The following is a 12,793-nucleotide window of genomic DNA, read 5'->3' as shown; positions in this document are numbered from 1 at the left end:
TCGCACAGCACCCGCAGCCGGGTGCCGCCGGGCCAGACCCAGCCGCCGTGTCCCGGCAGATGCGCCCAGCGCGCGCCGTCCGTGACGCGCGGACGGCCGCCCTTCGCGGCGGGCTCCGCCGGGTGCACCGCGCCGTCCACGGTGAGCGCGGCACCCGTGAAGTCCCCTCCGGGCGCGCCCAGTCGGCGGTTGTCGAAGACGGTCTCCACCTCCGTGCCGTCCTGGCAGCCGATGCCCGCGCCGAGGCAGATCACGGCGTCGTCCACGCAGAACCAGGACTTGCGGGCGGTGAGGGTGCTCTCCAGGCCCCGTACGTCCTGGCCCACCGCCGCGTACTCGCCGTCCGTCGCGCCGCCCGCCCACGCCGTGGCCGGCTTGGGCTCGCCCCACTCGCCGCCCGCGTTGTCCGGGAGGCGCTTGGCGGAGACGGTCGTGCCCGGCAGGCGGTACCAGTCGACGGTGGGCCAGAAGTCGTCCGTGTACTGGTCGAGGGTCTCCGGCGGCCCCCACCAGGAGAGCATCCCGGATCCCGTGTGCCAGCCGCGCGGGTTCTCGCCGTTGCCCGCCTCGTAGTACGCGATGCGGTCCGAGGACATGGCGATGCCGGCGCACCAGCCGGGACGCCGGTGGACCGACCGCGCCATGGCGGGGAAGAGGCGGTGCCCGACGGGCTCGGCGGCGCTCTCGCCCTCCTCCTGTGCGACCGCGTGCAGCCGCGCGAGGTCCGCGACGTCGAACTGGGTGTCGGTGAGCACGGGCAGCGCGGTGTCCCGCTCGATCCAGCCGCGCACCATCGCGTTCCAGCGGCGCCGCTCGGCCTCGCTCGCTCCGCCGCCCAACAGGGCGACGGCGGCGAGGAGTTGGTGCCCCCGCGTGTGGTCGCTCTGGTGGATGCGCCGGGTGTCCTGCTTGAGCACGCCGCGCGAGACAGCCCGTCCGCTGACGCTGTCCATCATCAGCCCGTCGTGGAGCAGCGGCGCGTACGCGTTCTCGACGCTGTCGAGGACGATCTGCCGGGCGGGATCGGTGACCTGCCAACTCGTGCCGTCCAGCAGCGTGAAGAGCCTGCCGAGCCCGTCGAGGAGCACATAGCCGTACGTACCGGAGTAGGCGACCCAGGTGTGCTGGACGAACGAGCCGTCGGCGTAGAGCCCGTCCCCCTCGGTGACGTACGGGAAGACGGGCGAGAGCGAGGCGGTGGCCAGCGCGATCTTCTCCGGGGCCTCGCCGAGGATGCCGCGCACCGCGTAGACGCGGCAGAAGTCGACCCTGTTGGCGCCCGTGGAGTGGCCGCTGTAGTCGTCGAAGACGGACTCGGGGAGGAAGTGGTCGACGGCGGCGAGCCAGTCGGCGCGCTGCTGCGCCGGGATCTCGTCGTAGAGCATCGCGACGGTGTCCAGCAGCAGTCGCGGGGTGCCGATCTGCCACTCCCACCAGTTGCCGTACGGCTCCTGCCCGGCGTGGTAGACGCGTTCGTGGACGTGGGCCAGACCCGCCAGAACGGCGTCGCGCAGCCCGGTGTCGCCGGTCTGGCCGGTGCCGTCCTGGACATAGCCCTGGGTCATGGTCGCGAGCCGCTGGTAGGACTGCGTGATCCCGGAGGGCGGGTCGAAGGGGTAGCCGGGGAAGAGGGAGCCGCTCTCGGGTCGCATCTCCGCCCGCAGCGCCGCCGCCTCCTCGCCCGTCTCCGCCAGACGGGAGGCGTACGGCTCGGCCGCGGGGTCGTATCCGGTGCCGAGCAGCAGGCCGAGCCAGCGTTCGCGCAGTGCGGCGAAGTCGTCGGCGGCGGGCGGCTGTTGGGGGCCGCTGCGGGCGGAGGCCGCCGCGGGTACGGGGGTCGCCAGGGTGAGGCCGGCCGCCGCCGCGGAGGCGACGGGCAGGACGGACAGGCCGGAGAGTGCGGACAGAACGGTGCGTCTGGGCCAGATCGGCATGGGCGGCACGTGTGTACCCCTCTCGAAGGGCGCGAAGTGGCATAGACCTCTCGGGTCCCCCGACGGTCTAGCAGCCACGGGGGCGCCCGGCAATGGGGCCCGCGCGGCGGGTCGCGGACGGCGGCCGGTGGGAACCGGCCCGCACCCGGCGGGCAATTCCCTTGCGGCGCGAGGCCGTTGAGCGGAGCCTTCAGAGGGACGGGAGAGCCGTCCGCACCCACCGGCCCCGCAGGAGCACCGTCAGATGACCGACGTACCCGAGGCACCGCACACCGGCGACGCGCAGCGCGCACACGCTCCGCACCGGATGGACCCGAGTGGAGCCGGCCAGCACGCCGTCAACGAGCGACTGCGCGCCCGCGGTCCGGCCGTCCCGGTCACCCTGCCGGGAGAGGTCGAGGCGTACGCCGTCACCGGCCACGCCGAGCTGCGCGAGTTCCTCACCGATCCCCGAGTGGCCAAGCACGCCCGGCACTTCACCGCCCTCCAGGAGGGCCGCGTCCCCGAGGGCTGGCCGCTCGCGGTCTTCGCCACCGTCGAGGGCATGACCACCGCCGACGGCGCGGACCACCGGCGGCTGCGGGGGCTGGTGAGCAAGGCGTTCACGGTCCGCCGCGTGGAGAGCCTGCGTCCGCGCGTGGCCGAGCTGGCCGCGTCGCTGCTGGACGCGCTGCCGCGGGCCGCCGACGCGGACGCCACGGTCGATCTGCGGGAGCACTTCGCCTATCCCCTGCCGATGGGCGTCATCAGCGAACTGCTCGGCGTGGAGCCCGCGTTGCGCGACCGGCTGCACCACCTGTCCGGCGTGCTCGTCAGTACGAGCAGCGAGCCGGCCGAGGTGATCGCGGCCAACCGCGAGATCGTCCAGGTCCTCGCCCAGGTCGTCGCCGCCCGCCGTGCCGCACCCGGCGACGACCTCACCAGCGCGCTCGTGGCCGCCCGCGAGACGGACGGGGACCGGCTCAGCGAGACCGAACTCGTCGGCACCCTGCTGCTGATGATCGTCGCCGGACACGAGACCACGCTCAATCTGATCACCAACGCCGTACGGGCCCTGTGCGCACACCCGGCCCAACTCGCTCTGGTACGCGGCGGATCGGCCTCGTGGGACGACGTCGTCGAGGAGACGCTGCGCTACGACAGCCCCGTCAGCTACTTCCCGTTCCGCTACCCCACCGCCGACCTCGCCGTCGGCGGCACGGTCATCCCCGCCGGCACGCCCGTCCTCGCCGGCTACTCCTCCGCCGGGCGCGACCCGCGGACGTACGGCGAGGACGCGGCCGTCTTCGACGTCACCCGCGCCGACAAGCGCCATCTCTCCCTCGGGCACGGGCCGCACTTCTGTCTCGGCGCTCCGCTGGCCCGGATGGAGGCGGCCATCGCACTCGAAGCGCTCTTCGCCCGCCATCCGGACCTCGGACTCGCCGTGCCCGAGGGGGAGTTGACGCCGCTGCCGAGCTTCGTCGGGAACAGCACACGGACCCTGCCGGTACGGCTCGGCGGCTGAGGCGAGCGGCGGCGGGCACCTGTCCACACGGCCGGGCCGCCCACCTCCGCTCCGCCTCACTCGTGCGGTTCGACCCCCGCCCGCAGCAGCCCGTACGTGTAGGCGTCGTCCAGCGCCTGCCAGGACGCGGCGATGATGTTGTCCGCGACGCCGACCGTCGACCACTCCCCCGAGCCGTCGCTCATGGAGACCAGCACCCGCGTCGTGGAGTCGGTGCCGTGCCCGCCTTCGAGGATGCGGACCTTGTAGTCGACGAGCGAGAGCTTCGCCAGCTCCGGGTGCAGCCGCTCCAGTCCGCTGCGCAGCGCACGGTCGAGCGCGTTGACCGGGCCGTTCCCCTCGCCGGTGGCGACGATCCGCTCGCCCTTGGCCCACAGCTTGACCGTCGCCTCATTGGCCTGGTCACCGCCGGGGCGCTGCTCGACGATGGTCCGCCAGGACTCCAGACGGAAGAACCGCCGTGCGCGGCCGTGCACTTCGTCGCGGAGCAGCAGCTCGAACGAGGCGTCGGCCGCCTCGTACGTGTAGCCCTTCAGCTCCTGCTCCTTGACCCGCGCCACGATCCGCCCGACCAGTTCGCGGTCGCCCTCCAGGTCGTAGCCGAGCTCCTTGCCCTTCAGCTCGACGGAGGCGCGCCCGGCCATGTCGGAGACGAGCATCCGCATGGTGTTGCCGACGAGTTCGGGCTCGATGTGCTGGTACAGATCCGGGTCGACCTTGATCGCGGAGGCGTGCAGACCCGCCTTGTGCGCGAACGCCGAGGTGCCGACGTACGGCTGGTGCGTGGACGGGACGAGGTTGACGACCTCGGCGATGGCGTGCGAGATGCGCGTCATCTCCTCCAGCGCGCCCTGCGGCACCACCTGCTTCCCGTACTTGAGCTGGAGCGCGGCCGTGACGGGGAAGAGGTTGGCGTTGCCGACGCGCTCGCCGTAGCCGTTCGCCGTGCACTGGACATGGGTGGCGCCCGCGTCCACGGCGGCCAGGGTGTTGGCGACGGCGCAGCCGGTGTCGTCCTGCGCGTGGATGCCCACGCGGGCGCCGGTGTCGGCGAGCACGGTGCGTACGACCGCCTGCACCTGCGCCGGCAGCATCCCGCCGTTGGTGTCGCACAGCACGACGACGTCGGCCCCGGCCTCATGGGCGGCGGCGACGACCTGCTTCGCGTACGCGGCGTCGGCGAGATAGCCGTCGAAGAAGTGCTCGCAGTCCACGAAGACCCGGCGGCCCTGCTCCCGCAGATACGCGACGGTGTCGCGGACCATCGCGAGGTTCTCCTCCAGCGAGGTGCGCAGCGCCAACTCCACATGCCGGTCATGGGACTTGGCGACGAGCGTCACGACCGGGGCGCCCGAGTCCACCAGGGCCCTGACCTGCGCGTCGTCCGCGGCCCGCACGCCCGCCTTACGGGTCGAGCCGAAGGCCACGAGCTGTGCGTGCCGGAAGTCGATCTCGGCGCGGGCACGCTCGAAGAACTCGGTGTCGCGCGGGTTGGCCCCCGGCCAGCCGCCCTCGATGAAGCCGACGCCGAACTCGTCGAGGTGCCGGGCGATGGTCAGCTTGTCGGCGACGGTGAGGTTGATGCCCTCGCGCTGTGCTCCGTCGCGCAGGGTGGTGTCGAAGAGGTGGAAGCTGTCGTCCGGTGCGACAGGGGCGTCCGGGGCGTCGGTGCTCATGGCTGCTGTGGCTCCTGGTGGATGTGCTCCTGGGGGATACGGGGAGTTCGGTGGGGCGGGCTCCCTGCGTCCCGGTTCTCCGCTGTGGGCTCTCGTCCTGCGGGCGGCCGTTCGTACGGGCCGCCGCTGCGCCGCCGCCTCCGGCTGCGGGTGGGCCGGAAAGCAAAAAACCTCTCGCGGGTGCGAGAGGTCGGGCGCGCGGGTCGCGGAAGGGTGCCGCCGCCGCACGGGGTTCGTGCGGACAGTCGGTCACCGGGGACCGGCGCGCCTGCTGCCGATAATCATGGCGAACGAGGACACGCGGGGAGTCTTGCACAAAGCGCCCCCGGTCCCGCAAGGCGTCTCACCATGCGAAAAATCACGTGCGGGACGTGCGAGTAAGAGCGCGGAGGGGCGCGGTCCGGGAGCGGCAGGGAGCAGCGCCGAAGCGGCCGTGAACGAAGCAGCCGGGAGGGGGCGGCGGCGATGCGGCGGAGGCTCCCGGGCCTCCCCGTACCGCCGCCCGCTACCGCCCTTCTCAGGCCAGCCGCCGCATCCAGCCGTGCCGGTCCTCGCCCTGCCCGGCCTGGAGGGCGAGCAGCGCCTCGCGCAGCCGCATCGTGATCTCGCCGGGCTGCCCGTCGCCCACGCTCCACTTACCGCCGGCGTACTTCGCCTCGCCGACGGGCGTGATGACGGCGGCGGTGCCGCATGCGAAGACCTCGGTGATGCTGCCGTCCGCGTTGCCCTCGCGCCACTCGTCGACGGTCAGCCGCGCCTCCTCGGTGGCGTAGCCGAGGTCGGCGGCGAGCGTGAGCAGCGATGCGCGGGTGATGCCGGGCAGCAGGGTGCCGGTCAGCGTGGGCGTGACGATCTTCGCGTCGGCGCCCGAGCCGTACACGAAGTAGAGGTTCATGCCGCCCATCTCCTCGATGTAGCGGCGCTCCAGGGCGTCCAGCCACACGACCTGGTCGCAGCCCTGCTCGGCGGCCTCGGCCTGTGCGACGAGCGAAGCGGCGTAGTTCCCGGCGCACTTGGCCTCGCCGGTGCCGCCGGGCGCCGCCCGCACATACTCCTGGGAGAGCCAGACGGAGACCGGCTTGACCCCGCCGGGGAAGTACGAGCCGGCGGGCGAGGCAATCAGCATGAACAGATAGCGGTTCGCCGGGCGCACGCCGAGGCCGACCTCCGTGGCGAACATGAACGGCCGCAGATACAGCGACTCCTCGCCCGGCTCCGGCACCCACGCCTCGTCCTGCCGCACGAGCAGCTCGCACGCCTCGATGAACGTCTCCTCCGGCAGCTCCGGCATGGCCAGCCGGCGCGCGCTGCGCCGGAACCGCCGGGCGTTGGCGTCGGGACGGAACGCGGAGACCGATCCGTCGGGCTGCCGGTAGGCCTTGAGCCCTTCGAAGATCGACTGCGCGTAGTGCAGCGTCATGTTGGCGGGATCGAGTTGCAGCGCCGCGTACGGCTGGAGCTGTGCGTCGTGCCAGCCGCGGCCCTCGGTCCACTCGATGGTGATCATGTGGTCCGTGAAATGACGGCCGAAGCCCGGGTTGGCCAGCACCGCCTCGCGCTCCGCGGCGGGCAGCGGCTGCGAGGAGGGCTTGAGGTCGAAGTCGATTCGAGGCGTCGTCATGTGAGCGCGTCCTTCACTGTGTGTCGTGGCGGACCGCGCTCCCGTGCACCCTTCGTCGCCGTGCCGGGACGTCCGGGTTCTCCCTCGTGCGTCGGCCCCCGCGACCGATTATCACGCGCGCGGGCCCGCGGAGGGAGTCCGGGTGGGCGGCCCCTGAGTGGATGGTGGCACCCCGACCCCTCACTGGCACAGCGGCCGGGCACCGATGCCCGGCGAGATCCTGCGCCGGGTCAGCCGGATACGCGGGCGGCGAGCGCGTCGCCGGTCTGCTCCGTCGTACGGTCCGCGGGGCGTTCGGCCAGGTCGGCCGTGACCGCTTCCTCGACGCGGGCGGCCTCGGCCTCCAGGCCGAGGTGGCGCAGCATGAGCGCGACGGAGAGCACCGTCGCCGTCGGGTCGGCCTTGCCCTGGCCCGCGATGTCGGGCGCCGAGCCGTGGACGGGCTCGAACATGGACGGGAAGTCGCCGGCCGGGTTGATGTTCCCGGACGCGGCGAGCCCGATGCCTCCGCTCACGGCGGCGGCGAGGTCGGTGATGATGTCGCCGAAGAGGTTGTCGGTGACGATCACGTCGAAGCGTTCCGGGTCGGTGACGAGGAAGATCGTCGCGGCGTCGACGTGCAGATAGTCGGTGCTGACCTCCGGGTACTCCTCGCCGATCCGGTCGAAGAGGTTCTTCCACAGGTGCCCGGCGTGCACGAGCACGTTGTTCTTGTGCACGAGGGTCAGCTTCTTGCGCGGCCGCGCCTGTGCGCGCTCGTACGCGTCCCGCACGACCCGCTCGACGCCGTACGCGGTGTTCACGCTGACCTCGTTGGCCACCTCGGCGGGCGTCCCGGTACGGATGCTGCCGCCGTTGCCGACGTACGGGCCCTCGGTGCCCTCGCGTACGACGACGAAGTCGATGTCCGGGCGGCCGGCGAGCGGAGTCTCGGTGTTGGGGAAGAGCTTCGAGGGGCGCAGATTCACGAAGTGGTCGAAGGCGAACCGCAGTTTGAGCAGCAACCCGCGCTCCAGCACCCCGGAGGGGACGCTCGGGTCGCCGATGGCGCCGAGCAGGATCGCGTCGTGGCCGCGGAGCGCGGCCAGTTCGGCGTCGGGCAGGGTCTCGCCGGTGGCGTGCCAGCGGCGGGCGCCCAGGTCGTAGTCCTTCGTCTCCAGCTTCACGTCCTGGGGAAGGACGGCCGTGAGGACCTTCAGGCCCTGGGCCACGACCTCCTGGCCGATACCGTCACCGGGGATCACTGCGAGGCTGATGCTGCGAGACATGCGGCGACCCTACCTGCCGTCCCAGGAGCTGACATTCACCGTCCATATCGCGGACGTGGCCCGCTCCCGGGACCGGCTTCACGCGGTACGTGGGGCTCAGTGGCCGGTGGCGCCGCCGTTGTCCCGGCGGTCCAGGGCGCGCTGGAGGGCTGCCGCGGCGTTCCTGCGGTCGGCCTCGCGCTTGGTACGGGCGGCGTGCCGGACACGGCGGCGTGCGGTCTCATCCATGATCAGCAACTCCTTCTGCACACACAGGCTTCAAGAAGGGAAGGTGGGGGCTGGCGACGCCGGAAGGGGCGGGGGCGGGACGGTGCGTCAGGGGTCACCTGAGCTCGGGCACCGGGCCTCTCCGCCGTTCGCTGGATGAGCGAGAACGTTCGGCTTCCACAAAGGTAGAACCCGATCGCCGTGATGTCTCGCCAATTAGTTGGCCTTCCTACTATCTGAGACGAACACCACTCGATTCAGGCCACCGAGGGCCGGGGAGCGCGGGGTTGGGGCGGTACGGGAGCGGACCCGTACCGGTGCGCAGAGTGCGCGGCGCCTTACAGCAGGGCCGCCAGCAGCGCGGGGAGTTCGGCGAGGCCCGTGATCCGGCGCACCTGTGCGGCGGACCGCGGTACGGGGCTGCCGGCGCGGTCGATCCAGACGCCGCACAGCCCGGCGTCGTCGGCGGCACGTGCGTCGATGTCGTACCGGTCCCCCACGTACACGACCTCTCCCGGAGGCAGCCCGAGCGCCGCGCAGCCGGCGAGGAACGCCTCGGGGGCGGGCTTGGCGTGGCCGATCTCGTCGGCGCAGAGCAGGACTTCGAAGCGGTCGCGGATGCCCAGGCGGCGCAGCTTGCGCTCCTGGTTGGCGGTGGAGGAGTTGGACAGGGCGCCGTGCCGGTAGCCGGGGGTGAGCGCGTCGAGTGCGGGGACGGCGTCCGGGAAGAGCGTCCACGCCTGCTCGTAGAGCGCGACGTAGCGGGCGAACCAGCCGTCGGCCTCGTCGTCCGTCAAAGGTGTGCCGAGGAAGCCGCGGGCCCGCTCCCTGCGGTGCTCGTGGAAGCCGAGTTCGCCGGAGAGGAAGCGGGCGAACTGCTCGTCCATGACCTCCCGCCAGCGCGCGAGGGCGGCCTCCGGGGACGCGTGGCGCTCCAGCAGCCGTTCGGCCTCCAGGTGCCGCAGCGCGCCGGACCGGTCGGAGCCGGTGTAGTCGAAGAGGGTGTCGTCGACGTCCCAGAGCACAGCGCGGATCGGCATGCGCCGGACGCTAGCAGGGCGCCGGACGACGACGTACGGGCGCGGACGCCGCGGCCCCGGCACCGTGTCAACGGGTGCCGGGCCGCGGGGAGTTCACGCGAAGGCGTCGCGTCAGCCCATGTGCGGGTACCGGTAGTCGGTCGGGGCCACCTGCGTCTCCTTGATGGCGCGCGGCGACATCCAGCGGATCAGGTTGAACTTCGAGCCCGCCTTGTCGTTGGTGCCGGAGGCACGGGCGCCGCCGAAGGGCTGCTGGCCGACGATCGACCCGGTGGGCCGGTCGTTGAGGTAGAAGTTGCCCGCGGCGAAGCGGAGCTTCTCGCTCGCCTCGGCCAGGGCGGCCCGGTCCTTGGCCAGGACGGCACCGGTCAGGGCGTAGTCCGCGACGGACTCCATCTGCTCCAGCATCGGCTCCCAGTCGCCGTCCTCGTAGACGTGCACGGCGAGGATCGGGCCGAAGTACTCCTCGGAGAAGACCTCGTTGTCCGGGTCGGTGCAGGCGATGACCGTCGGCTTCACGAACCAGCCCACGGAGTCGTCGTATGCGCCGCCGACGAGGATCTCGCAGGTCGGGTCCTGCTTCGCGCGGTCGATGGCGGCCTTGTTCTTCGCGAAGGCGCGGTCGTCGATCACGGCGCCGATGAAGTTGGACAGGTCGCTGACGTCGCCCATCGCCAACCCCTCGGTCTCGGCGACGAGTTCGTCCTTGAGCCCGCCGTCCCACAGCGAACGCGGAACGTACGCCCGGGAGGCCGCCGAGCACTTCTGCCCCTGGTACTCGAAGGCGCCGCGCACCATCGCCGTCTTCAGCACGGCCGCGTCGGCGCTGGGGTGGGCGACGATGAAGTCCTTGCCGCCGGTCTCGCCGACGATGCGCGGGTAGGAGCGGTAGCGCTCGATGTTCTCCCCGACCGTGCGCCACAGGTACTGGAAGGTCTTCGTCGAACCGGTGAAGTGCACACCGGCCAGGTCCGGGTGCGGCAGCGCGACCTCGGAGACCTCCTTGCCGTCGCCGGTGACGAGGTTGATGACGCCCTTGGGCAGGCCCGCCTCCTCCAGCATCTCCATCAGCAGCACGGCGGAGTGCGTCTGCGTCGGAGACGGCTTCCAGACCACGACGTTGCCCATCAGCGCGGGCGCGGTGGGCAGATTCCCGGCGATGGCCGTGAAGTTGAAGGGCGTGATCGCGTAGACGAAGCCCTCCAGCGGACGGTGGTCGAGACGGTTCCACACGCCCTTGGGCTGCATCGGGGGCTGCTCGGCGAGGAGTTCACGCGCGAAGTGCACGTTGAAGCGCCAGAAGTCGATCAGTTCGCAGGGCGCGTCGATCTCGGCCTGCTGGACCGTCTTGGACTGGCCCAGCATCGTCGACGCGGCGATCGTCTCGCGCCACGGACCCGACAGCAGCTCGGCGGCCTTGAGGATGATCGCGGCCCGGTCGTCGAAGGACATCGCGCGCCAGGCGGGCGCGGCGGCGAGCGCCGCGTCGACGGCGTCCTGCGCGTCCTGCCGGGTGGCGTTCGCGTAGGTGCCGATGACCTTGGCGTGCTGGTGCGGCTGTACGACGTCGACGCGCGCGCCGCCGCCCATCCGCTTCTCCCCGTTGATCGTCATCGGCAGATCCACGGGGTTCTCGGCGAGCTCCTTGAGCTTGCGCTCCAGGCGGGCACGCTCGGGGCTGCCGGGCGCATAGGTGTGCACCGGCTCGTTGTACGGGGCGGGGACCTGGGTCACAGCGTCCATGGCTGCCGTCTCTCCTTCGTACGAGGGCACTTTCAGGGTTGTTCAGCCGCGGGTGGCGAGCGAGCGGAGGAAGAATCCGAGGTTGGCCGGACGCTCCGCGAGGCGCCGCATGAAGTATCCGTACCAGTCGGTGCCGTAGGGCACGTATACGCGCATCCGGTGGCCTTCGGCCGCCAGCCGGAGCTGCTCGGCGTCGCGGATCCCGTAGAGCATCTGGAACTCGAACTCGTCGTGTTTACGGCCCAGTCGCCGGGCCAGCTCCTGCGCGATCGAGACCATCCGCGGGTCGTGTGTGCCGATCATCGGGTAGCCCCTGCCGGAGAGCAGGATCTTCAGACAGCGCACGTACGCGCGGTCCACATCGGCCTTGCGCTGGTAGGCGACGGACGCCGGTTCGTCGTACGCCCCCTTGACCAACCGTACGCGCGAGCCCTCGCCGGCGAGAGCCCCGCAGTCGTCCTCGGTCCGCAGCAGACAGGACTGGAGCACGGCCCCGGTCTGCGGGAAGGTGCGGCGCAGCTCGGCGAGGACGGCGAGGGTGGAGTCCACGGTGGTGTGGTCCTCCATGTCGAGGGTCACGGTGGTGCCGGCCTCGGCCGCGGCCTCGACGACGGGACGTACGTTGGCCAGCGCGATGTCGTGGCCGCCGTCCGGCAGCGCCTGCCCGAAGGCCGACAGCTTCACCGACATCTCCGCCCGCGGGCCGAGGCCGCCGTCGGCCAGGGCGTGGGCGAGCGCGAGATAGGCGTCGCGGTTGCGCAGCGCCTCGCTGCGGTCGGTGGTGTCCTCGCCGAGGTGATCGAGGGTGACGTCGAGGCCCCGCGCGGTGAGCGACCGTACGGTCTCCAGGCAGGGGCCGAGCTGTTCGCCCGCGACGAAGCGCCGCACGACGGGGCGCGTGACCGGCGCGGACGAGACGAGACGGCGGATGCCGTCACTGCGTGCGGCGGCGAGGAGCACTGGACCGAACACGGGCACCTCCACAGACGATCGACTTCGCGCTCCGGGCGTCGCGCGGCGGGCCGCTCCGTCCGTCGCCGCCGGTGCGGGGACGAGGACGAAGGGGGCGGGTGCCACGGCGTCGGAAGCCACCCTGAATCTAAGGATCGCGCCGGAAGGGGGCCATCGACACCTGTCACGCATCCGTGGCCGAGATCTCAGACATCTGTACGAGAATGGCGGCGGAACAACGGGACGACGGAGACTCCGGGACGGACATGCGCGAGGACTACCAGGCACTCGTCGACGAGGTCTGCGCCCTGCTGGGCACCCCCGCGACCCTCGAGGGCCGCGACTTCGCGCTGATCGCCTTCGGCGCCCACGAGGGCGACGGCGAAGGGGCCGAACCCGCGCTGGACCCGGTACGCAGACGCTCGATCCTGGGGCGGCGCTCCAGCAGCCAGGTGCGCTCCTGGTTCGAGAGCTTCGGCATCACACGGGCCACCCGGCCCGTCCGCATCGACCCGGACCCGGCGGCCGGGGTCGAGCACGGCCGGATCTGTCTGCCCGTACGCCACGGAGGCGTCGTCCACGGCTACATCTGGCTGATGGACGACGGCGCGCTCGACCTCGCCGACCCCCGGCTGGCGTCCGCGATGGCGGTGGCCTCGCGGATCGGGGCGCTGCTGGCGGCGGAGGCGCGTGCGGAGGCCCGTACGGGCGAGCTGCTGCGGGCGCTGCTCACCGAGGACGAGCGGAGCAGGAGCGAGGAGACGGCGGCCGAGCTGGCCGGGCTGCTCGGCCCGGCCGCCTCGGGGCCGCTCGCGCTGGTGGCGGTGGCTCCCTGGCGGGAGGCCG

9 protein-coding genes and 1 pseudogene are annotated in these 12,793 nt (G+C 72.1%); 2 read left to right on the top strand and 8 right to left on the bottom strand.

Features of this window, described 5'->3' with window-relative positions; translation table 11 throughout:
- The coding region (locus tag AN218_RS14230; protein ID WP_070017222.1) for a polysaccharide lyase 8 family protein at positions 1-1,934 on the bottom strand (1,934 nt) is incomplete at its 3' end.
- Positions 1,935-2,178: 244 nt separating this feature from the next.
- Between AN218_RS14230 and AN218_RS14225 the strand changes: the two genes are divergently transcribed.
- Positions 2,179-3,441 carry a cytochrome P450 family protein gene (locus tag AN218_RS14225; RefSeq protein ID WP_070017221.1) on the top strand — a complete coding sequence of 421 codons (1,263 nt, stop codon included), beginning with the start codon at positions 2,179-2,181 and terminating at the stop codon, positions 3,439-3,441.
- A 56-nt stretch (positions 3,442-3,497) separates the two neighbouring features.
- Here AN218_RS14225 and cimA read toward each other — a convergent pair whose 3' ends face one another.
- The 7 genes from cimA to AN218_RS14195 all read right to left on the bottom strand — a co-directional run bounded on the left by cimA (position 3,498) and on the right by AN218_RS14195 (position 11,968).
- Entirely contained in the window at positions 3,498-5,117 is a 1,620-nt protein-coding gene (gene cimA, locus AN218_RS14220) for a citramalate synthase (RefSeq protein ID WP_070017219.1), read from the bottom strand.
- A gap of 517 nt (positions 5,118-5,634) precedes the next feature.
- Positions 5,635-6,738, bottom strand: a complete 1,104-nt coding sequence (locus AN218_RS14215; RefSeq protein ID WP_070017217.1) for a branched-chain amino acid aminotransferase — start codon at positions 6,736-6,738, stop codon at positions 5,635-5,637.
- Positions 6,739-6,968: 230 nt separating this feature from the next.
- Positions 6,969-8,006: a 3-isopropylmalate dehydrogenase gene (locus AN218_RS14210; protein ID WP_070017215.1), complete on the bottom strand. Its 1,038-nt coding sequence runs from the start codon at positions 8,004-8,006 to the stop codon at positions 6,969-6,971.
- Between the two features lie 96 nt (positions 8,007-8,102).
- Positions 8,103-8,234, bottom strand: coding sequence for a hypothetical protein (locus tag AN218_RS38760; protein WP_258396463.1), 132 nt, complete (start codon positions 8,232-8,234; stop codon positions 8,103-8,105).
- 317 nt (positions 8,235-8,551) lie between these two features.
- Positions 8,552-9,253, bottom strand: a complete 702-nt coding sequence (locus AN218_RS14205) for an HAD family hydrolase (RefSeq protein ID WP_070017213.1) — start codon at positions 9,251-9,253, stop codon at positions 8,552-8,554.
- Positions 9,254-9,364: 111 nt separating this feature from the next.
- Entirely contained in the window at positions 9,365-10,996 is a 1,632-nt protein-coding gene (pruA, locus tag AN218_RS14200) for an L-glutamate gamma-semialdehyde dehydrogenase (RefSeq protein ID WP_070017211.1), read from the bottom strand.
- 42 nt (positions 10,997-11,038) lie between these two features.
- Positions 11,039-11,968 (bottom strand): proline dehydrogenase family protein, encoded by a 930-nt coding sequence (locus AN218_RS14195; protein ID WP_070017223.1) that lies wholly within the window; start codon positions 11,966-11,968, stop codon positions 11,039-11,041.
- A 245-nt stretch (positions 11,969-12,213) separates the two neighbouring features.
- On the opposite strand from AN218_RS14195, the pseudogene AN218_RS14190 reads away from it, so the two are divergent.
- Positions 12,214-12,793: pseudogene (locus AN218_RS14190) on the top strand (PucR family transcriptional regulator); the annotation flags it as partial.

This window comes from Streptomyces nanshensis (assembly GCF_001751255.1).
In the GTDB taxonomy this organism is placed as follows: Bacteria; Actinomycetota; Actinomycetes; order Streptomycetales; family Streptomycetaceae; genus Streptomyces; species Streptomyces nanshensis_A.
The sequence above is the reverse complement of the archived record's forward strand: the minus strand, read 5'-3'. Positions and strand labels throughout refer to the sequence as shown.

Excerpts from the sequence above, each read along its gene's own strand:
- AN218_RS14225 (WP_070017221.1), top strand. The coding sequence starts at position 2,179 with ATGACCGACGTACCCGAGGCACCGCACACCGGCGACGCGCAGCGCGCA.
- cimA (WP_070017219.1), bottom strand. The coding sequence starts at position 5,117 with ATGAGCACCGACGCCCCGGACGCCCCTGTCGCACCGGACGACAGCTTC.
- AN218_RS14215 (WP_070017217.1), bottom strand. The coding sequence starts at position 6,738 with ATGACGACGCCTCGAATCGACTTCGACCTCAAGCCCTCCTCGCAGCCG.
- AN218_RS14210 (WP_070017215.1), bottom strand. The coding sequence starts at position 8,006 with ATGTCTCGCAGCATCAGCCTCGCAGTGATCCCCGGTGACGGTATCGGC.
- AN218_RS38760 (WP_258396463.1), bottom strand. The coding sequence starts at position 8,234 with ATGGATGAGACCGCACGCCGCCGTGTCCGGCACGCCGCCCGTACCAAG.
- AN218_RS14205 (WP_070017213.1), bottom strand. The coding sequence starts at position 9,253 with ATGCCGATCCGCGCTGTGCTCTGGGACGTCGACGACACCCTCTTCGAC.
- pruA (WP_070017211.1), bottom strand. The coding sequence starts at position 10,996 with ATGGACGCTGTGACCCAGGTCCCCGCCCCGTACAACGAGCCGGTGCAC.